21 protein-coding genes and 1 pseudogene are annotated in these 20,222 nt (G+C 66.0%); 14 read left to right on the forward strand and 8 right to left on the reverse strand.

Translation table 11 applies throughout. The features are described 5' to 3' along the window. Positions 1–31 precede the first annotated feature (31 nt). Positions 32–1,159 (reverse strand): NAD(P)/FAD-dependent oxidoreductase, encoded by a 1,128-nt coding sequence (locus tag FLL57_RS01255; RefSeq protein ID WP_142881921.1) that lies wholly within the window; start codon positions 1,157–1,159, stop codon positions 32–34. 194 nt (positions 1,160–1,353) lie between these two features. On the opposite strand from FLL57_RS01255, the gene FLL57_RS01260 reads away from it, so the two are divergent. Then, on the forward strand, positions 1,354–1,968 hold the full coding sequence (locus tag FLL57_RS01260; protein WP_142881922.1) for an SAM-dependent methyltransferase: 615 nt from the start codon (positions 1,354–1,356) through the stop codon (positions 1,966–1,968). 7 nt (positions 1,969–1,975) lie between these two features. Here FLL57_RS01260 and FLL57_RS01265 read toward each other — a convergent pair whose 3' ends face one another. Continuing rightward, positions 1,976–2,371 (reverse strand): ArsC/Spx/MgsR family protein, encoded by a 396-nt coding sequence (locus FLL57_RS01265; RefSeq protein WP_013500942.1) that lies wholly within the window; start codon positions 2,369–2,371, stop codon positions 1,976–1,978. Positions 2,372–2,382: 11 nt separating this feature from the next. Further along, a complete protein-coding gene (locus FLL57_RS01270) occupies positions 2,383–2,973 on the reverse strand; it encodes a DUF2478 domain-containing protein (RefSeq protein ID WP_142881923.1) in 591 nt (196 codons plus the stop codon). Between the two features lie 246 nt (positions 2,974–3,219). Here FLL57_RS01270 and modD point away from each other — a divergent pair, with 246 nt between their 5' ends. Continuing rightward, positions 3,220–4,062: a ModD protein gene (gene modD, locus FLL57_RS01275; RefSeq protein ID WP_013500944.1), complete on the forward strand. Its 843-nt coding sequence runs from the start codon at positions 3,220–3,222 to the stop codon at positions 4,060–4,062. A 253-nt stretch (positions 4,063–4,315) separates the two neighbouring features. On the opposite strand, the gene FLL57_RS01280 is transcribed toward modD, so the two are convergent. After that, positions 4,316–5,950: a class I adenylate-forming enzyme family protein gene (locus tag FLL57_RS01280; protein WP_142881924.1), complete on the reverse strand. Its 1,635-nt coding sequence runs from the start codon at positions 5,948–5,950 to the stop codon at positions 4,316–4,318. Positions 5,951–6,194: 244 nt separating this feature from the next. On the opposite strand from FLL57_RS01280, the gene FLL57_RS01285 reads away from it, so the two are divergent. From FLL57_RS01285 to FLL57_RS01305, 5 genes are all read left to right on the forward strand, one after another. Continuing rightward, positions 6,195–6,401, forward strand: a complete 207-nt coding sequence (locus FLL57_RS01285; RefSeq protein ID WP_013500947.1) for a hypothetical protein — start codon at positions 6,195–6,197, stop codon at positions 6,399–6,401. A 78-nt stretch (positions 6,402–6,479) separates the two neighbouring features. Continuing rightward, a complete protein-coding gene (locus FLL57_RS01290; RefSeq protein WP_142884143.1) occupies positions 6,480–7,139 on the forward strand; it encodes an NUDIX hydrolase in 660 nt (219 codons plus the stop codon). Positions 7,140–7,276: 137 nt separating this feature from the next. Beyond that, entirely contained in the window at positions 7,277–7,651 is a 375-nt protein-coding gene (locus FLL57_RS01295; protein ID WP_013500949.1) for a protocatechuate 4,5-dioxygenase subunit alpha, read from the forward strand. Positions 7,652–7,663: 12 nt separating this feature from the next. Continuing rightward, on the forward strand, positions 7,664–8,521 hold the full coding sequence (locus FLL57_RS01300; protein ID WP_142881925.1) for a class III extradiol dioxygenase family protein: 858 nt from the start codon (positions 7,664–7,666) through the stop codon (positions 8,519–8,521). 215 nt (positions 8,522–8,736) lie between these two features. Beyond that, positions 8,737–9,924 carry a cytochrome P450 gene (locus tag FLL57_RS01305; RefSeq protein WP_142881926.1) on the forward strand — a complete coding sequence of 396 codons (1,188 nt, stop codon included), beginning with the start codon at positions 8,737–8,739 and terminating at the stop codon, positions 9,922–9,924. A 3-nt stretch (positions 9,925–9,927) separates the two neighbouring features. On the opposite strand, the gene FLL57_RS01310 is transcribed toward FLL57_RS01305, so the two are convergent. Beyond that, the gene (locus FLL57_RS01310; protein ID WP_142881927.1) at positions 9,928–10,221 is read right to left on the reverse strand and encodes a hypothetical protein; all 294 of its coding nucleotides are present in this window, start codon (positions 10,219–10,221) and stop codon (positions 9,928–9,930) included. 240 nt (positions 10,222–10,461) lie between these two features. Between FLL57_RS01310 and FLL57_RS01315 the strand changes: the two genes are divergently transcribed. Further along, positions 10,462–11,226, forward strand: coding sequence for a sulfite exporter TauE/SafE family protein (locus FLL57_RS01315; RefSeq protein WP_013500953.1), 765 nt, complete (start codon positions 10,462–10,464; stop codon positions 11,224–11,226). 20 nt (positions 11,227–11,246) lie between these two features. Here the strand turns inward: FLL57_RS01315 and ccoG are convergent, their stop codons facing one another. Continuing rightward, positions 11,247–12,689: a cytochrome c oxidase accessory protein CcoG gene (ccoG, locus tag FLL57_RS01320; protein WP_142881928.1), complete on the reverse strand. Its 1,443-nt coding sequence runs from the start codon at positions 12,687–12,689 to the stop codon at positions 11,247–11,249. A gap of 118 nt (positions 12,690–12,807) precedes the next feature. Further along, complete coding sequence (locus FLL57_RS01325; RefSeq protein WP_013500955.1) at positions 12,808–13,008, reverse strand: hypothetical protein; 201 nt, start codon at positions 13,006–13,008, stop codon at positions 12,808–12,810. 299 nt (positions 13,009–13,307) lie between these two features. Here FLL57_RS01325 and FLL57_RS01330 point away from each other — a divergent pair. From FLL57_RS01330 to FLL57_RS01340, 3 genes and pseudogenes are all read left to right on the forward strand, one after another. Continuing rightward, positions 13,308–13,892, forward strand: a pseudogene (locus FLL57_RS01330) (PadR family transcriptional regulator); the annotation flags it as partial. Between the two features lie 92 nt (positions 13,893–13,984). Continuing rightward, positions 13,985–14,518 carry a ubiquinol-cytochrome c reductase iron-sulfur subunit gene (petA, locus tag FLL57_RS01335; RefSeq protein WP_013500957.1) on the forward strand — a complete coding sequence of 178 codons (534 nt, stop codon included), beginning with the start codon at positions 13,985–13,987 and terminating at the stop codon, positions 14,516–14,518. 174 nt (positions 14,519–14,692) lie between these two features. Next, positions 14,693–15,085: a NifB/NifX family molybdenum-iron cluster-binding protein gene (locus FLL57_RS01340; protein ID WP_013500958.1), complete on the forward strand. Its 393-nt coding sequence runs from the start codon at positions 14,693–14,695 to the stop codon at positions 15,083–15,085. 216 nt (positions 15,086–15,301) lie between these two features. On the opposite strand, the gene FLL57_RS01345 is transcribed toward FLL57_RS01340, so the two are convergent. After that, entirely contained in the window at positions 15,302–15,505 is a 204-nt protein-coding gene (locus tag FLL57_RS01345; protein WP_142881929.1) for a YgaP family membrane protein, read from the reverse strand. 113 nt (positions 15,506–15,618) lie between these two features. Here FLL57_RS01345 and FLL57_RS01350 point away from each other — a divergent pair, with 113 nt between their 5' ends. The 3 genes from FLL57_RS01350 to FLL57_RS01360 are packed head-to-tail and all read left to right on the forward strand — an operon-like array spanning position 15,619 to position 20,160. Continuing rightward, on the forward strand, positions 15,619–15,939 hold the full coding sequence (locus FLL57_RS01350) for an ArsR/SmtB family transcription factor (protein WP_013500960.1): 321 nt from the start codon (positions 15,619–15,621) through the stop codon (positions 15,937–15,939). Position 15,940: 1 nt separating this feature from the next. After that, positions 15,941–16,939 carry an efflux RND transporter periplasmic adaptor subunit gene (locus FLL57_RS01355; protein ID WP_142881930.1) on the forward strand — a complete coding sequence of 333 codons (999 nt, stop codon included), beginning with the start codon at positions 15,941–15,943 and terminating at the stop codon, positions 16,937–16,939. Further along, a complete protein-coding gene (locus tag FLL57_RS01360; protein WP_142881931.1) occupies positions 16,936–20,160 on the forward strand; it encodes an efflux RND transporter permease subunit in 3,225 nt (1,074 codons plus the stop codon). Before FLL57_RS01355 ends, FLL57_RS01360 begins: the two co-directional genes overlap by 4 nt. Positions 20,161–20,222: the final 62 nt, after the last annotated feature.

The raw sequence follows: 20,222 nt of genomic DNA on the forward strand, positions 1-20,222 counted from the left end.
GAATCGGCCCACCGGCTCCGTGACCCGGATGTCAGCGGAACGTGGTCAGGTAGTGACGTTCGAACAGCCGCTTCAGCCAGTGAAACAGCTTCATCTTCGGTCCGACGAAGTTGAAGCGCTCGTTGCGAAACACCAGCATACCGGAATCCAGCGTGTCGACGATGCACACCAGTTCCGGCTTGAAACGGCTGCTCGGCTGCTGTCCCGCTTCGATCGCGGCGATATTGGCCGCCAATGCGATCGCCTGCAGATCGGCCTGATGCGCCTGCTTCGGCATCCAGTCCGGACCGGGGAACGAACCGGCATCGCCGGCGACCCAGACGTTGGGCAGCGCCTCGACCCGGCACAGTTCGTCGGCCTTGATCATGCCGCCGGCCGAGAGCGGCAGCTCGGTGTTCTCCAGCCATGCCGGGCCGGTTAGTCCCGGCATGAACAGGATCAGATCGGCGTCGATCTCGCCGTCTTCGAGCACGACTTTACGCTCTTCGAACCGCAGGATCTTGCGGCCGAGCCGGGTGGCGATGCCGCGGCTCTTCATCTCCCGCAGCAACCCATCGACCGCGCGCTCGCCGAGCCGTGCGCCGGGGCGCGGTGCCGGGCTGAAGAACACAATCTCGAAGCCCGGGCGCTTGCCTCGCTGACGCAGCAGCGTATCGATGATGAACAGGAATTCGAACATCGGCCCGCCGCGCATGGCGCCAGGTTCGTTCGGATTGGTGGCGAAGCCGACCGCGATGGTGCCGCCCTTGAGCGCATCGAGCCGGCGTCCGATCTCTTCGCCGACCTTGATTCCCTCGCACGGGGTCAGCGCGTGTTCGATACCCGGCAGTTTGCGGATGAAGCGGCCGCCGGTGGCGATGATCAGATGATCGTTGCGGAGCTCGCCCCTGTCGGTGACGGCGATCCGGCCGCCGTCCTTCAGCCCGGTGACCGAGGCTTCGACGAAGTCGATCCGGTGCTTGTTCAGGAAGTGGTCGAGGGGCACTTTCAGCCGCTCGCCCTGACGAATGCCGGCGGGAATCCAGATCGAACTCGGCAGGAAGTGCAATTCACGCCGCGGCGAGATCATCGTGATCTCGGCGTCGACCTTGCGCTTTCGCAACTCGCGGGCGGCGGTGAGGCCGGCGAACCCCGAACCGATGATGGTGATGTTGCGCATCCTGGCGAATCCTCGTTGGGCGCGTCGTATGCCCCCGCCGAACGATCCGTCGCATGGCAGCCGCCGGCAGTCTGTGACGATGTCACCGCCGCGGCGTTGCCGATCGGGCATCAAGCGATCGGGCATTGCGGGGCGCCCCGGCTGCCGCCAAGCTGGCGCCGCGTCCCGGGACGTCAAAAGGAGAACCGGCCATCATGGCATCCGAACACTTCAATATGTGGGAGAGCCGCTTTGCCGGTGACGACTACGTGTTCGGGACCGCCCCGAATGCGTTTCTGGCGTCGTGCCGCGAATTGCTGCCGAAGCAGGGGCGGGCGCTGGCGATCGCCGATGGCGAAGGCCGCAATGGCGTGTTTCTCGCCGAGTGCGGTTTGTCGGTGCTGTCGGTGGATTTCTCGCCGAACGCGCAGTCCAAAGCGCAGCGATTGGCGGCCACGCGCGGGGTGACCATCGAAACGCAGTGCGCCGATCTGCTGACCTGGCAATGGCCGCGCGACGTCGATGTGATTGCCGGCATCTTCTTCCAGTTCGTCGAGCCGGAGCAGCGCCCGGCGATGTTTCAGAACATCCGTGATGCGCTGAAGCCCGGTGGTCTGCTGCTGATCGAGGGCTACCGCCCGAAGCAACTGGTCTACAAAACCGGCGGGCCGAGCCGCGCGGAAAACCTCTACACCCGCGAGCTGCTGGAGCAGGCGTTCGGCGATTTCGACAACCTCAGCATTCGCGAGCACGACAGCGAAATCGTCGAGGGCGCCGGTCACGCCGGACTATCGGCGCTGATCGATCTGATCGGCTGGAAGCCGAAGTAATCGGCGTTCAATCGTCCATCGCGCAACCGTCGAACACGCGTGGTCCGCCGGTCTGGAGCCCGAGCCAGGCGTGAACGACGGCCTGATCGAAGCCGACCTCGCGGCGGTCGCCCGATTGCATCAGCGGACGGCGGATCAGCAGCGGATCGTCGATCATCAGCGCCAGCGCTGCATCCTCGCTGAGCGCGGCGAAGTCGATCGCGCCGGCTTTCACCTTCGGCGACGACTGGTTGAACCATTCGGCCAGCGGCTTGTCGCCGAAGAACGGCCGCAGCGTGTCGCGCGTCCACGGCTCGGCCAGCAGGTTGCGAACCTCGAGTTCGTGGCCCGATGCGGTGAGCAGCGCCTTCTGCCTTGCGTTGCCGACGCAGCCGGGTTTTTCGTAGAACACGATGCTCGCCACTGTACACTCCCTCAACAGATCGTCTTGTGTTCGCGCCCGCCGCCGCTCGCTCCGCAACCCGGGGACGCCGTCAGCCGCGGCGCGATCTCGGCCCACCAGCTCTCGATCGCCGCGCGGCTGCACGGCAGCACCGCGCCCTCGTCGCCGATGAACGCGCGCCACGCGTCGGCGCATTTCTCCGGCACGGCTGTGAGCAGCGGTCGCCCGGCGACGATCGCCTCGGCGAATTCGTTGCGCAGGCCCTTGCCGGTCGCTTCCTGCTTGGAGAATTTGTTGATCACCACCAGCGCGGTGCCGCTCGCGACCGCCCGCGTGACGGCTTGGGCGGACTCGGCGAGGCCGCCGGCGTCGAGCTTGCACGATCCTGCGCCGCTGCCGAGCGTCTGCGAAATCCCGATCGCCTCGCCGGTCATCAGGTCGATGAGCTGCATGTCGATCTTCTTGCCGGCGGCGTCCTTGATGTTCCGCTGGACGATGCCGCCGAGCCGGTCGCCTGCTGCAAGCCGCGCCAAGGCAAACTCGGCCAGCAGCGTGTCGACGTCGTCCTCGCCGCGATAGATGATCGCGGCGATCCGCGGAGCCTCTGCGCTGCCGTCCGTCATCCCTGCACCCTCCAGTCGGTGTGCTCGTCGTTAGGTGAGCAAGCGCCGTGCCGGTTGCCCGGCCGGCGTTGTTGATTGCTATGTGGTTGATTTGTCGATCGTTTCGCTCCGCCGCAGCGGCTGGGGGCGTTGGTCGCAAACCCGACAGCGTTGTATAGTCATGGACATAACGGTCCGAAGCGGAGATGTTGCGCCGGAAATCCCGCGCGTCAAATGCGCCGAACGACCATATCGGAGACCTGCTGTATGACCGCCGCCACCACTGCCGAACTGGAGCGCCTGCTCGACGACGACGTGCCTTGCGGCGATCTGACCACCGAGGCGCTGGGCATCGGCGCTGCGCCCGGCGTGATGCAATTCGCCGCCCGCGACCCGATGGTGCTGGCGCTCGCCGAAGACGCCGCCGCGATCATCCGGCTGTGCGGCTGCGAGGTCGAACTGGCCGCCTCGTCGGGCAGCCGGCTGGCGGCGGGCGCGCCGATCCTGACCGCCCGCGGCAGCGCCTCGGGCCTGCTGCGAAGCTGGAAGGTGGCGCAGACGCTGATCGAGATCTGGTCTGGCGTCGCCACCACGGCGCGCGATATCGTCGAGGCGGCGCGCGCGGTCTCGCCGAGCATTGCGGTCGCCTGCACCCGCAAGAACACGCCCGGCACCAAACGGTTCGCTGTCGCCGCCGTGAAGGCCGGCGGCGCCACCATGCATCGGCTCGGCCTGTCCGAAACCGTGCTGGTGTTCGGCGAGCATCGCGGCTTTCTCGACGAGCCGCTGGCGGCGACGGTGGCTCGTCTCCGCGCCACGCTCCCCGAAAAGAAGCTGATCACCGAAGTGTCGTCGATCGAGGCGGCGCTCGCCGCGACCGAGGCCGGGTTCGACGTGCTGCAGCTCGAGAAATTCGCGCCCGCCGACGTCGCAGCATTGGTGCAGCAGCTCGCCCCGCGGCCGTCGCGTCCGGTTGTCGCGGTCGCCGGCGGCGTCAACGCCGGCAACGCCGCGGCCTATGCCGAGGCCGGCGCGCAGGTGCTGGTGACATCGGCGCCCTACACTGCCAAGCCGCGCGACGTGCAGGTGCGGATCACGCCGGCGAAGTAATAATTAGCTGCAGGGTCGCGCTGTTCCACAAGCGAAGTGCGCTCCCTCTCCCGCTTGCGGGAGAGGGCTGGGGTGAGGGCCTCCCGGGCAGTGAGTTTGCCACTCGCGGAGAGGAGTGCCCTCACCCGCCGCGCTTCGCGCGTCGACCTCTCCCGCAAGCGGGAGAGGTTGCGCTGCCGCTGGGGCGAGGGTGCGCTAACTCCGCGCATGACGGTTCCTATTTACGCGACGCCTAGCTCTTTCGCTTCGTGAACTACGACCTCGCGTAACTCGCCGCCCGATCCGCGATCGTCTCGCGGAGCACCGTCTTCTGGATCTTGCCGTTGGCGTTGCGCGGGAGCGGATCGGTGCGGATGATGATGCTCTCCGGCACCTTGTAGTCCGACATCCGCGCCGCACACCAGGCGGCGACGTCGCGCTCGTTCAGGTTGACGCCCTCACTCGTCACCACGATGGCGTTGACGCGTTCGCCGAGCACCGGGTCGGGCGTGCCGATGATCGCAGTTTCCAGCACGCCGTCGATGCCGCAGATCACGTTCTCGACCTCGGCCGAGAAGATCTTGAAGCCGCCGCGGTTGATCATGTCCTTCTTGCGGTCGAACACGCGGACGAAGCCGTCGTGGTCGATCGAACCGATGTCGCCGCTGCGCCAGTAGCCGTTGACGAACTCCCTGGCGTTGGCGTCGGGCCGCTGCCAATAGCGCGGCACCACCATCGGACCGGCGATCAGGAGTTCGCCCGGCTCGCCGGGTGCGACTTCGTTGTCGTCGGCGTCGAGCACGCGGACATGGGCGTAAGGAATCACCTGGCCGACGCTGTCCATGTGATCGCGCCAACAGGCCTGCGGCATGATCGTGGTCGGCGAGGTGGTTTCGGTCGCCCCATAGGCGTTGCGGAGCTGCAGGTTCGGCAGCCGCTTGCTCAGCATCTCGATGGTCGGCACCGGCATCGGTGCGCCGCCGAAGCAGCCGATCCGCCACGCCGACAGGTCGTAATGCGCGAAGTCGGGGTGCATCACGGCGAGCGTGTAGATCGCCGGCACCAGGATCGACCAGGTGATCCGCTCGCGGCTCGCCAGCGCGAGGAAGTCCGCAGTCTTGAACGCCTGCCGCATCAGCACCACGCAGCCGCCGGCCGCGATCGTCGCGTAGGATACGCCGACGAGGCCGGTCACATGCGACAGCGGCACCGCGACCAGGCCGCGATCGTGTTCGGTCAGCTCGTGGGCGCGGGCGAACGCGTAGGACGAATGCAGGATGCTGAGATGCGTCAGCTCGGCGCCCTTGGGCTTGCCGGTGGTGCCCGAGGTGTAGAGGATCACCGCGGTGTCGTCCTCGTGCATCTCGGCGAGCGGTGCGGCCGCCGGATCGGCGGCGAGCAGATCCTCGAATCGCCGCGCGCCATCGGCTGCGCCGTGCGCGACGAAACGATGCGCGAGCTGCGGCACATCGGCGGCGAACGGGATCTCGCCCGCCAGCTCGGCCTCGAACACCACCATTTTGGCGCCGCTGTTGTTGAGCAGGAATTCCAGCTCGGCGCGGCGCTGCCGGATTCCGATCGGCACCACCAGGACGCCGAGCCGATTGCAGGCGAGCGTCACCGCCAGGAACTCCCAGCAATTGCCGAGGAACAGCGCGACCCGGTCGCCTTTGCCGATGCCCAGTTCCGTCAGCGCGGCCGCAATGCTGCGAACCAGCAGATCAAGTTGGCGATAGCTCAGCGCGCGGTCGTCGACGATCGCCGGACGGTCGCCGAACCGAGCGACCAGATCGTCGAACATCGCCGCCAGATGGACGGGGCGCTCGGAGAAGCACAGCATCGAGCGGCCGTCGTAGTGAGTTTCGCGGCGCAGCGCGCCGCCGATGCCGGCCTCGGGCCAGAACGTCATGGGGATTTCCTCGTCGGTCGTTGGAACGCCGCGGTTGCTTCCGCGATCGTCCGGCGGCTGTTGACAGCGCCGCGGTAATTCTATCCCGACCGGGCAGCGGACTGCCAGCCGGTGCTCGACCCCGTCCATCAGGCGGAATTGTCCGGCGTCAGTGACGCGCTGACACAACGACGTCAGCATTGCGACCTACGATAGCAAATTACGACGGCGGAAACCGCCGCTGGCGAATATCAGGGATGAAGCGATGAGACTGTCCGACGTGGAATGTGAGTGCGGCGCGCTGTATCGCTGTGCCGAATCCGAAACGCTCGACGGTGAGCCGGGTAATCTGCATTGCACCAATTGCGGCCGAATCGTCGAAGCATGGCAGACCCGTAGCAGGCGGGTGTACCGCTGCGTCCTGACTCCGGACCGCAGCTATCCGGTGGTCACTCCGCCGCCCGCGCCGTAGCCGGTCCGCCGGAAACCTATGGAGTTCTGAAGCGGCCGCACGTTGTCGTGCCTCGCTTGGCGGCTGCGCGATCCCTATATGGTGGAGGTCGATTTCCCGACGACGAGAGGCGATAGATTGCGGACTCCGGTGCTGGCAGCAGGCGGAATCGTGTTGCGGCGCGGCAAAGACCCGCTGTTCGCGGTCGTCCGGATGCGCAAGCGCAACGACTGGGTGCTGCCAAAGGGCAAGCTCGATCACGGCGAGACGGCGCGTCAGGCCGCAGAGCGCGAAGTGCTCGAAGAGACCGGCCATGTCGTCGCGGTGCACGAGTTCATCGGCACCCTGGTTTATGATTCCGGCGGCCGCTCCAAGGTGGTGCATTTCTGGCGGATGGAAGCGGAGGCGGAGCAGACGCTGCCGCTGATGAAGGACATTCGTGCGGTCGATTGGCTCGGACTCGACGAGGCGATCCTGCGGCTGTCGCGCAGCTACGAACAGGCGTTCCTGACGCAGGTCGGGCCGCTGGCTCTGGAAGCTGCGGGCCTGCTCCCAGGCGCGGCTCCGGCCACGCCTGCAGCGGTGCCTCCGCCGCGCTGCCCGACCAGCCCGCTGCCGACCGAGCACGAGGTCGTCACCGACCTCGCCGAAGCGCCGTCTTTGGCGTTCGAGCAGCCTTCCGATGCCATCGACCCCGAGCCGACGCCGTCGATGCTGCAACGGTTGCGTCGATGGCTGCGGAGTGTATCGCGCCTCTGATCGTCGTTTGTCTGGGTCGTTCGTTGTCGGGATTGTCCTGACATTTGATTCAAGTCAATCGAGCCCTCCTGCCGCCGCCTATCGTTCGCGAAATTTGGCCGCAAGGCTGCATACAGGAAACGTCATCAGGGGATGCCATGAGTCAGGCAGTGGCGGCTGGCGCCGGGCGCGCCAAGCGCGAGATCTTCGGGACGCCGATCTTCGGGCCTGAAGCCGCACAGAAGGGCTACGCCCTCAACAAGATGTGCTTCTCCTTCAACGACGCCGCCAACCGCGCCGCTTTCGTGCGCGACGAGGCCGCTTATTGCGCGCGCTACGGCCTCACCGCGGCGCAGACCGATGCGCTGCTCAAGCGCGATCTGCTCAAGCTGCTCGACGAGGGCGGCAACGCCTACTACCTCGCCAAATTCGCCGGCATCCTCGGCCTCAACATGCAGGATATCGGCGCGCTGCAGACCGGCATGACGGTCGAGCAGTTCAAGGCAAAGCTGCTGGCGGCGCGGGACAACTGAGGGGGCATCAACATGGCGACGATCATCGGAGGCTTGGCCGCTTCGCACGTCCCCGCGATCGGCGGGGCGATGGCCAAGGGCCTGCAGAAGGATCCTTATTGGGCGCCGTTCTTCGACGGCTTCGACGCGCCGTGCCGCTGGCTGGAGGCCGCCAAGCCCGACGCCGCAGTGGTGATCTACAACGACCACGGACTCAACTTCTTCCTCGACAAGATGCCGACCTTCGCGATCGGCGCTGCGCCGGAGTATCGCAACGACGACGAAGGCTGGGGCATCCCGGTGATGGCGCCGTTCAAGGGCGACACCAAATTGTCGTGGCACATCATCGAGACGCTGGTGGAATCCGAATTCGACCCCGTCACCTGCCAGGAGATGCTGGTCGACCACGCCTACAGCCTGCCGATGGAGCTGTTCCTGCGTGACCGCGCCCACGACATTCCGACCGTGCCGGTGGTGGTCAACACCGTGCAGCATCCGCTGCCGTCGCTGCGGCGCTGCTTCAAGCTCGGCCAGTCGATCGGCCGCGCGATCGAGAGCTATCCGGAAGACCTGAAAGTGGTGGTGATCGGCACCGGCGGGCTGTCGCATCAGCTCGAAGGCCAGCGCGCCGGCTTCATCAACACCGCGTTCGATCGCCGCTGCATGGATGCGATGACCGGGGATATCGAGAGCCTGCTCGGCATCGACCCGCACGAGCTGGTCGAGCTCGCCGGTAGCCAGGGCGTCGAGGTGATGAACTGGGTCGCGATGCGCGGCGCCCTTCTCGGCGACGTCCACGAGCTGCACCGCAATTATCACCTGCCGATATCCAACACCGCGTCGGGAATCATGCTGATCGAGAACCGGCCGAAGCTGGCGCGGGCGGCGTGACGATGACGATGGTGAAGTGTCCAAGTTCCTCATGGTGAGGAGGCGCGAAGCGCCGTCTCGAACCATGAGGTCGCGAGTCGCGGTCTCGCCCCGTACCCGTGGCGCATCCTTCGAGACGCCCCGGCTGCGCCGGGGCTCCTCAGGATGAGGCTGCTACTCTTGATGGCGCCGTCGCAACAAACAAAACATCACCGCAACTCCCGAGGATTCGCCCGATGTTCAGCTTCGATCCGTATTCGCCCGTCGTCGATGCCGACCCGTTCCCGCTCTACAAGACGCTGCGCGACGAACATCCGGTGTTCTGGAGCGATGCGGCGCAGATGTGGATTCTGTCCCGCTATATCGACGTCGCCGGCGCCGGCACCAACTGGCAGGTGTTTTCCTCGGCGAAGGGCAACCTGATGACCGAGCTGCCGAACCGCGCCGGCGCGACGCTCGGCACCACCGATCCGCCGCGCCACGATCGGCTGCGTGGCCTGGTGCAGCACGCCTTCATGAAGCGCAATCTCGAAGCCCTTGCCGATCCGATGCGCGAGATCGCGCGTGACGCCGCTGAAGCACTGCGCGGCCGCGAGCAATTCGACTTCATCAGCGACTTTTCGTCCAAATTCACCGTGCGGGTGCTGTTCGCGGCGCTCGGCTTGCCGATCGGCGACGAGCAGACCGTGCGCGACAAGGCGGTGCTGATGGTGCAGAGCGATCCGGTGAGCCGCGCCAAGGGGCCGGAGCATCTGGCCGCCTACGCCTGGATGCAGGACTACGCATCGAGCGTGATCGCGCAGCGCCGCGCCGAGCCGAAGAACGATCTGATCTCGCATTTCAGCATGGCCGAGATCGACGGCGACCGGCTCGACGAACGCGAGGTGTTGCTCACCACCACGACACTGATCATGGCCGGCATCGAGTCGCTCGGCGGATTCATGAGCATGCTGGCGCTGAACCTCGCCGATTTCGGCGACGTCCGCCGTGCCGTGGTCGCCGATCCGGCGCTGCTGCCGGACGCGGTCGAGGAGTCGCTCCGCTTCAACACTTCTGCGCAGCGGTTCAAACGCTGCCTGCAAAGCGACCTGACGCTGCACGGTGTCACCATGAAGGCCGGTGACTTCGTCTGCCTGGCTTACGGCTCGGCCAACCGCGACGAGCGGCAATTCCCCAATGCCGATGTTTACGATCTCAAGCGCAAGCCGAAAGGCCATCTCGGCTTCGGCGGCGGCGTGCACGCCTGCCTCGGATCGGCAATCGCCCGGATGGCGATCAGGATCGCGTTCGACGAATTCCACAAGGTGGTGCCGGACTACACGCGCACCGAGCAGCACCTCAACTGGATGCCGTCGTCGACCTTCCGCAGCCCGTTGCGGCTCGACTTCGCGGTCGAGTCGGCGACGGCGCGGTCCGCGGCCTGATGCTCAGCTTTCGTCGGCCTCGCCCAATGCGAGGCCGGTGAGCGCTGCGACGATCGCGAAGCCGAAAGCCGATGTCAGGGCAAAATCGAATACCCTGTGTTCGGGGAGGCTGAGCAGCGCCGGGGTGACGCCGAAGTTCGGCGACCACATCGCCACGAAGGCAAAGCCAAGCCCGATCGCGGCGCCCATCATGGCGTGGCTGGCGATTGCCGCCAAACGCGATACTGTGCGGGTCTGCGCGGTCAGTCTCTTGATCGTGGCCTGGACTGCCCGAGTTGCCGACTTCTTTCCACGCATGGCGGTGATCCTCGCTTGCTGAGGCGCCAACGCGGCGTCCGTGGCGCCGTTCCAAACGGCGCCGTGCAGCCGATTTCTCGCCGTGCGGGAGGAACTGAGAGTTTCCCCGGCCGCGCCGGACCTTCTCTGCTGCGCGCAGCTCGCGCGCCGACAGACCGGGGTGGCACGGGCGAGCTTTGACCTATACAGCGGGACTGCTCCGCGCTTCGCGCGGCGCGTCGGCCACCCGAGAGTGCCCACTTGTCGATCATCCTCGATCCCTGGTTCTACGCCGTCGCAATCCCCGCCGTGTTCCTGCTCGGACTCGCGAAAGGAGGCTTCTCCGGCGTCGGCATCGCGGCGACCCCGCTGCTGGCGCTGTATCTGCCGCCGCTCGAGGCGGCCGGATTGTTGCTGCCGGTGCTGATCACCCAGGATCTGATTTCGCTCTACGTCTATCGGCGCCATTGGGACGCGCGCAGTTTGAAGGTGATGTTGCCCGGCGCGGTGCTCGGAATGGGGATCGCCTGGTGGACCGCCTCGATCGTGTCGGACGATGCGGTGCGGCTGATCGTCGGAGGCGTCGGGCTGGCGTTCGTGCTCAACGTCTGGCTGCGGCCAAGGGCGTCGGCGGTGAAGCTGTCGGATGCGGCCGGCGTGTTCTGGGGCACGGTGTCCGGCTTCACCTCGTTCATGACGCAAGGCGGCGGCCCGCCGTATCAGGTCTACATGCTGCCGCAGCTCCTGCCGAAGCTGGTGCTGGTCGGCACCACCACGATCTTCTTTGCGATCGTCAATGCGCTGAAGATCGGTCCGTATTTCCTGCTGGGGCAGTTCACCCCGGCCAATCTCGGCACCTCGCTGGCGCTGCTGCCGCTCGCAGCCGCCGCCAATATGGCCGGGATCTGGCTGGTGAAACGGACGCCGACCGACCTGTTCTACCGGATCGCCTATACGTTGCTGTTCGTGGTGTCGGTGGCGCTGCTCTACCAGGGCCTTTCGAATCTGCTGCGCGGGACGGTGTGATCCGCCCCGCGCAGCAGCGATCAGTTCGATGTCGGCGGGACGAAGTGGTCGACCGAGGTCGCCGTCTCGCCGGTCTGAGGGTCTTTGACCTCGAACGTGATGTTGATCGATTTGCTCGGCACCTCGTTGCTCGGCACCAGTACCGATACGCGCAATTCGCGGGTTTGGTCCTGCCCCACTTCGACGTCGAGGCGATCCTTGGCGTCGGGATCGAGGCCGACCGCCTGCAGCCGCGCGCCCGGCACGCCGCTCACCGACACCTGCAACACGCGCGCGGTCGGGCGCTTGTTGAGCAGCCGCACGGTGTAGTCGTTCCGCACGCTGCCGTCGGACAGCGTCACGAACAGCGGATTGCGTTCGTGCAGCACATTGAGATCGAGTGAGCCGCGGATCGCCAGCGCATAGACCATCACGGCGGCGACCAGAACGATCAGCCCGGAATACATCAGGGTGCGGGCGCGGACCGGCCGATACACCGAGGACTTTCCGTCGAGACGGCGCTGGATGTTGAGGTCGGTGTCGTAAGCGATCAGGTCCGGCGGCCGGCCGACCTGCTTCATCACCGTGTTGCAGGCGTCGATGCACAGGCCGCATTGCACGCAGCCGAGCTGCAGGCCCTGGCGGATGTCGACTCCGGTCGGGCAGACATTGACGCATTGGTGGCAATCGATGCAGTCGCCGGCGATTTCGCCGTGGGCACGGATGACCTCGGCCTTCTTCACAGACATCCGCGGCTCGCCGCGATCGTAGCGATAGGTGACGTTGAGCGCCCATTCGTCGGTCAGCGCCGCCTGGATGCGCGGCCACGGGCACATGTAGATGCACACCTGCTCGCGCATGAAGCCGGCCAGCGTGTAGGTGGTGAAGGTGAGGATGCCGATCCAGACATAGGCGACCATCGGCGCCTGGAAGGTGACCAGCTCCTTCACCAGCGTCGGCGCGTCGGCGAAGTACAGCACCCAGGCGCCGCCGGTCCACCATGCGATCATCAGCCAGATGAAGTGCTTGAGCGCGATCTCGCCGACCCTGCGCATGGTCAGGCCGTGCCTGTCCTTGGCGATCCGGTCGCGGCGGTCGCCTTCGACCAGCCGCTCGACCGCGTAGAACAGATCGGTCCACACCGTCTGCGGACACAGATAGCCGCACCACACCCGGCCGGCGAGCGCGTTCATCAGGAACAGCACCAGTGCGGCGATGATCAGCAGGCCGGTGAAGTAGTAGACTTCCTGCGGCCACAGCTCGATGAAGAAGAAATAGAACCGCCGGGCGGGCAGATCGATCAGCACCGCCTGATCAGGCAGGCCGGGGCCGCGATTCCAGCGCAGGAACGGCGTGAAGTAGTAGATCGACAGCGTGATAGCCAGCAGCGCCCATTTGATCCGGCGGAATCGGCCATGAACAGCCTGCGGATAGACCTTCTTGCGGGCCGCATAGAGCGGCCCTTCGATATTGGTATCTGTCATGGGAGGGCTTTCGCTGGAGCTTCGTCCCCGGAGAGGGGGAGGCCGTCTCCGGGCGAAATCATGCGGGATCTGCCAGGCGGGATCGAGACGCTCGCGCCAGCGTCCCGGCCCGAATCGTTCAGCGGACCGAGGGGCTTGCGATCTTGCGGGCGACCAGGAACGAGATCGGCATGGCGATGACGAAGCCGCAGCCGACCGCGATCGGAATCCAGCGCATTGCCTGTTCGGCCAGGCTCGGCACCACCAGCACCGCGACCATCATCATACCGGCGAGGGTCGCCCCGCCGATGATCCACAGCACAACCGCAACCTTGATCATGATCTTCTCCTGTCCTTGCCGGGCCTTTTCGGCCTCCGCCCGAGCCGGGCGCAGGGCGCGCCATCCGGGCCTCAAATGTCGGGGGAACATTTGAATGTGAGCGGACGATATATTTTGGGCTGGTTCTAAGTTTGATTTGGATCAACGGTCAGTATCGGAAAACCACCGGGTCTTGAATGGGATAAGTAGCTAGACACCGTTCTTCGATCAGCACGTCAAAACTGATCTCGGCGCCAAAGATATATCTTTACTTGGGGCGGGGTCGTCACTACGTAAGATATATCTTTCAGGAGGTCGTCATGGACGGCGTCGACAATGGCCCGCGACGATGCGGGTTCGGAATGCCGGGCTGCCGCTGGGGGCGCCGCGGTATGGGCGGGCGCGGCATCGGCGGGGAGATGACGCGCGCCGGACGGATGCTGGCGCAAGGCGACCTCAAGCTGATCGCGCTGGCGCTGATCGCCGAGCAGCCGCGCCACGGCTACGACATCATCAAGGTGATCGAGGAGAAAACCGCCGGCTGGTACGCGCCCAGTCCGGGCGTGGTGTATCCGACCCTGACCTATCTCGAAGAGACCGGCCACGTCGTTGCTCAGCCTGAAGGCGCCAAGAAACTCTATGTCGCCACCGACGAGGGGCGCGATCATCTCGCCGCCAATCGCGCGCTCGCCGAGGCGGTGTTCGATCGCCTCGCCAGCTTCGGCGAGATGATGCGGCAACAGAACGGCGAGGGCGCTCCGGAGGCCGGCGATCTGCCGCCGCTGCTGCGCGCTGCGCTCGACAACCTCCGCGAGGTCGCGATCCGCCAGATCGCAAAAGACCCGGACAACGAAGCAGAGCTTGTTGCGATTCTCGCTCGCGCCGCCGGCGAGCTTCGCAAAACGCAGGCGAGGGGTGACTCTCGCCAATTGGACGACGCATTCGACCAGGTGCCCAACCAGCAATCCGGCACCGCGTCACTCTTCAGGAGACGAAAATGACCGCAATGACGTCTGAACAACCGAACCGACGTGACGTGTTGTACTTGGCCACAGGTGCTCTGGCCACGGTCGGCACCGCCGCCCTGGTGTGGCCGTTCATCTCGCAACTCAATCCCGATGCAGGCACGGTTGCGGCCGGCTTCCCGCTGGAAGTCGATCTCGCTCCGGTCGCCGAAGGGCAAGTGATCAAGGTGTTCTGGCGCGGCCAGCCGATCTTCATCAATCACCGCACGCCGAAGGAAATCGAGTCGGCGCAGACGGCGGATTGGCGGAGCATGCGGGATCCGCAGCCGGATTCGGAACGCGTCAAGCCGGGCAAGGAGCAGTGGCTGGTGGTATCGGCGATCTGCACCCACCTCGGCTGCATCCCGACCGAGCACCAGGGCAACTATGACGGCTGGTTCTGTCAGTGCCACGGCTCGCAATACGACTCTTCCGGTCGCATCAGGCTCGGGCCGGCGCCGCTCAACCTCGCGCTGGTGCCGTACAAATTCGACGGCGACGCCAAGATCGTGATCGGCGAGACCTGAGCGGGCCTCGCGCCTGCTTCGGTTGCTGTTCTGCCCTTCGGGCGCCGCGCTCCGGCGCGGCGCTCAAGGTTCGGCCTCCCACCAGCTACGCCACGCAATCCGACCCGCGTGGCCGCGCCATGACGCGCGGCCGCCGCGTCGATCTTTTGTCCCATCGCTGCACGAGAGATAGCCATGTTGATCGCAGTCGCCAGCCAGAACTTCCGCACCGTGACCGGCCACGCCGGCAAAAGCCGCCGTTTTCTGGTGTTCGATGCGGCGCCGTGCCGCCCGCCGCAGGAGGTCGACCGGCTCGACCTGCCGAAGGAGATGTCGATCCATGAATTCAAGGAAGACGGCGCGCATCCGCTCGACAAGGTCAGCGTGGTGATCGCCGGCAGCGCCGGCCCCGGGTTCCTCAGCCGGATGGCGGCGCGCGGCGTCGTCGCCATCACCACCTCGGAGACCGATCCGGTCACCGCGATCCAGAACTACCTCGCCGGATCGCTGGCGCCGGCCGCGCCGCACGATCACGACGACGAGGAAGAAGAAGGCGGCTGCAACTGCAATTGCGGCCGGGCTGCCTGAGACAGACTCAGGCGGTCGCCTCTCGATTGGTCATCGCGAGGAGCAGCCGGATCGGCGCTTCGCGCCGTCCGGGCACAGGCTCCGCGTCCAGGCAATCCAGGCCCCGTGTTCGGCGCTGCTGGATTGCTGCACTTCGCTCGCAGTGACGGAGCGATTTTCTTGATGATGGATTGCCGGGACTGCGCCCGGCAATGACGCGCTTGATGCGCCGCGCGCTTACGAAAACGCGTTGCCGGCCGGTCGGCCGAGCTTCTTGAACACGATCGCCGCCGGGCAGAATCCGGTGAACGACGCCTGGATCATGTTGACGCCGGCGAACGCCGTCAGCAGCAGCCAATACGGGCTGACCAGCCAGCCGAGAGTCAGGCTGACGAGCACGACTGTGCCGGCGAACGCGAGTACGGTCTGATCGAGATTCATGAACTGCCCCTTTCTCCATTGCCCGGACCGCCGTACGGCCCGTTTCGGAATTCGTATTGACGATATATTCGAATAATCGTATATACGCAACTATGAAAATAAAGGTCGATCCCATGATGGCCGCCGCCGACGAGGCGAGCGAGCTTCTCAAGGCGCTGTCGAACCGGCACCGGCTGCTGATCATCTGCCAGTTGATCGGTGGCGAGCGCTCGGTCGGCGAGCTCGCCGAGGTGATCGGCCTGCGCGATTCGACGGTGTCGCAGCATCTCGCGCTGCTACGCAAAGACGGGCTGGTGTCGGCGCGGCGCGACGCCCAGTCGATCTTCTATTCGATCGCCAGCGAACCGGCGCGTGAACTCCTGACGACGCTGTATCGGGTGTACTGTCCCGGTCAGCCGCTGGAGAAGACGGGTCGCAAACCTGCAAGGGCATGACATGCGAATGGGCGGATGGACGACGGGCTGTGTGATCGCCGCGATGCTGTGGGGCGTCGGGGTGGCGAATGCGGCCGACACACTGACGGTGGCGGGGACCACGATCTCCGACGAGAAGGCGGTGTTCGCGACCGTCGAGAGCATCAGCGTGGTGCCGGCGCGGAGCCGGATCGGCGGCACCGTGGTGGCGCTGAAGGTCCGTGAGGGCGACAGCGTCAAGGCCGGCCAGGAAATCGCGACGATCGGCGACGACAAGCTGACGCTGCAGATGAATTCGCTCGACGCCCAGATCCAGGCGCTGCAGGCCCAGGCGAGCCAGGCGCAGATCGACTACGACCGCACCAGCGGTCTGGTCGAGCGCGGCACGCTGCCGCGCACCAAGCTCGACGAAGCCCGCACCGCGCTCAACGTCGCCGAGAACAATCTGCGCGCCAAGACCGCGGAGCGGTCGGTGGTGCAGCAGCAGTTCAAGGAAGGCCAGGTGCTGGCCCCCGACGACGGCCGCGTCCTCAAGAAGATGATCACCGTCGGCTCGGTGGTGCTGCAGGGCGATCCGATCGTCACCGTGGCGCAGCAGCACTACAAGTTGCGGCTGCGGGTGCCGGAGCGGCACGCCCGTTTCCTCAAGGCCGGCGACAAGATCCGCGTCGACGGCAGCGAGTTCGGTGATCACGTCGCCAAGTTCGGGACGGTCGAGCTGGTGTATCCGCAGATCGAGGACGGGCGTGTGGTGGCGGACGCCAGCGTCGAGGGGCTGCCGCAATATTTCGTCGGCGATCGGCTGCGGGTGTGGATCTCCGGGGGCGAGCGCGACGCGTTCGTGATCCCGGCCAGGTTCGTCTCCACCGAGTTCGGCATCGATTACGTCCATGTCGGCGAGCCCGGCAAGACTGTGGCGGTGCCGGTGCAGCGCGGCCGCGAACACCCGACCCAAGCAATGCCCGACGGGCTCGAGATTCTCTCGGGTCTGCGCAATGGCGACAGACTGGTGCAGCCGTGAATCTGGGAATTTCGGGCCATCTGACCAAGGCCACCATCCGGTCGCCGCTGACTCCGCTGTTCCTGCTGGCGTCGCTGATCGCCGGGCTGATCGCGCTCGCCGCGATCCCGCGCGAGGAGGAGCCGCAGATCAGCGTGCCGATGGTCGACATCCGCATCAACGCCGACGGCCTGCGCGCGCCGGATGCCGTCGAGCTGGTGACCAAGCCGCTGGAAGCGATCGTCAAGGGCATCGACGGCGTCGAGCACGTCTACAGCCAGACCGAAGACGACCGCGTGATGGTCACCACGCGGTTCCTGGTCGGTACCAAGGCCGAAGACGCGATCCTGCGTGTGCACGAGAAGATCCGCGCCAATATCGGCAGCATTCCGGTCGGCATTCCCGAGCCGCTGATCGTCGGCCGCGGCATCAACGACGTCGCCGTCACTGTGCTGACGCTGTCGCCGAAGCCGGAAGCCGCGGCACGCTGGACCGACAAGGATCTGTACGAAGTCGCCGACAAGCTGCGCTCCGAGCTGATGAAGGTCGACAGCATCGGCCTGACCTACATCTCCGGCGGCGGCGCGCAGCAGATCCGGGTCGAGCCCGATCCGGAAAAGCTGTCGCTGTACGGCGTCACGCTGCAGCAACTCGTCGCCAAGGTGAAGGACGCCAACCGCTCGTTCCTCGCCGGCAATGTGCGTGATGCCGGCACGATGCGCAGCGTCTCCGCAGGCCAGACCCTGATGGGGATTCCCGACATCGGGCTGTTGCTGATCTCGACCCGCGACAATCGTCCGGTCTACGTCAAGGACGTCGCCTCGGTGATCATCGGGCCGAACATGGCCGAGCACCGGGTGTGGAACGACGCCCGCGACGCGAGCGGCAAATGGGACCGCGTGCCGGCGGTGACGCTGGCGCTCGCCAAGCGCGCCGGCGCCAACGCCGTGGTAGTGTCGCACGACATCAAGGCGCGGCTGGCGACGCTGCAAGGCTCGCTGATCCCCAAGGACGTCGCCGTCACCATCACCCGCGACTACGGCGAGACCGCCAACGAGAAGGCCAACGAGCTGCTGTTCCATCTCGGCCTCGCCACGATCTCGATCGTGGTGCTGATCGCGATCGCGATCGGCTGGCGCGAGGCGATCGTCACCGCTGTGGTGATCCCGACGACGATTCTGCTGACGCTGTTTGCCGCCAACCTGATGGGCTACACCATCAACCGCGTCAGCCTGTTCGCACTGATCTTCTCGATCGGCATCCTGGTCGACGATGCCATCGTGGTGGTCGAGAACATCGCCCGGCACTGGGGGATGAAGGACGGACGGCCGCGGCTGCAGGCCACCATCGAGGCGGTGGCCGAGGTCGGCAATCCGACCGTGATCGCGACCCTGACCGTGGTCGCCGCGCTGCTGCCGATGCTGTTCGTGTCGGGGCTGATGGGGCCGTATATGGCGCCGATCCCCGCCAACGCCTCGGCCGCGATGCTGTTCTCGTTCTTCGTCGCCATGATGGTGGCGCCGTGGCTGATGCTGAAGCTGGCGCCGAAGCAGGGCGCCGCGGTGGCTTCGCACGGCGACCACGACGAAGGCCGGCTCGGCCGGCTGTATCGCCGGCTCGCCACGCCGATCGTCGCCAGCAAGCGCGCGTCGTGGATCTTCCTGCTCGGGGTGGGTATCGCGACGCTGCTGTCGATGACGCTGTTCTACACCAAGTCGGTCACGGTCAAGCTGCTGCCGTTCGACAACAAGAGCGAGATCGCGGTGATCCTCGATCTGCCCGAGGGCGCGACGCTGGAGGATACCGAGCGCACGCTGTTCGCCGCCGCCGACATCGCTCGCGGCCTGCCCGAGATCACCTCGGTGCAGACCTTCGCCGGCACGCCGGCACCGTTCAATTTCAACGGCCTGGTGCGGCATTATTACTTGCGCGAACGGCCCGAACTCGGCGAGTTGCAGGTGAACCTGAAAGAGCGCGGCGAGCGCAGCCGCGCCAGCCACGCCATTGCGCTCGACCTGCGCGAACGGCTGACCGCGTTGAAGCTGCCGGAAGGCGCCAGCCTCAAGGTGGTCGAGGTGCCGCCCGGTCCGCCGGTGCTGTCGACGCTGCTGGCGGAGATCTACGGCCCCGACGCCGCCACCCGCCGCGCGGTGACCGCCGAGGTCGAGAAGATCTTCAAGCAGGTGCCTTTCATCGTCGACGTCGACAATTCGATCGGCGAGCCGCGGCCCCGGCTGCGGCTGTCGATCGATCAGGACCGGCTGGAGTTCTTCGGCGTCGAGCAGAAGGACGTCTACGACACCATCCAGGCGCTGTTCGGCGGCACCTCGATCGGCTACTCGCATCGCGGCGAGGGCCGCAATCCGATCGCCATCACGGTCGGGCTGCCGAAGCGCGACCTCGAATGGAACGAGGCGCTGGCCTCGACGCCTGTCCCGGCGAATTCGCTGCCCGGCGCCAAGACGGTGGTCGAACTCGGCCAACTGGTGAACGCCAGCAAGGAAGTCGGCTCGCCGATGATCTTCCGTCGCGACGGCCGGTTCGCCGACATGGTGATGGCCGAGCTCGCCGGCAAGTTCGAGGCGCCGCTGTACGGCATGCTCGACGTCGCCAAGCTGATCGACTCCCACGACTGGGGCAAGCTGCCGAAGCCGGCGATCAGCCTGCACGGCCAGCCGTCGGACGAATCCAGACCGACGCTGTTGTGGGACGGCGAGTGGGAGATCACCTGGGTGACGTTCCGCGACATGGGCGCGGCGTTCGGCGCTGCGATCCTCGGCATCTACGTGCTAGTGGTGGCGCAGTTCAAGAGCTTCAAGCTGCCGCTGGTGATCCTGACGCCGATCCCGCTGACGCTGATCGGAATCCTGATCGGTCACTGGCTGTTCGGCGCGCCGTTCACCGCCACATCGATGATCGGCTTTATCGCGCTCGCCGGCATCATCGTGCGAAACTCGATCCTGCTGGTCGATTTCATCCGCCATTCCGGCGGCGCCGGCAAGACGTTGCGCGAGGTCGTGCTCGAAGCCGGCGCGGTGCGGTTCAAGCCGATCCTGCTGACCGCGCTGGCGGCGATGATCGGTGCGGCGACGATCCTGCTCGACCCGATCTTCCAGGGGCTGGCGATCTCGCTGCTGTTCGGCCTCGCGTCGTCGACGCTGCTGACGGTGCTGGTGATTCCGGCGATCTACATCGTTCTGCGTGACAAATCGCCGAGCCCGCCACCGGCCACGGCAAAGTGATGGCGCCGCGGTCCGATCCGAGGCACAAGTGAGCCGACCCTTGGATCCGGGGTCGGACCTGA

Origin of the sequence: Rhodopseudomonas palustris, assembly GCF_007005445.1 — a bacterium.
Taxonomy (GTDB): Bacteria; Pseudomonadota; Alphaproteobacteria; order Rhizobiales; family Xanthobacteraceae; genus Rhodopseudomonas; species Rhodopseudomonas palustris_G.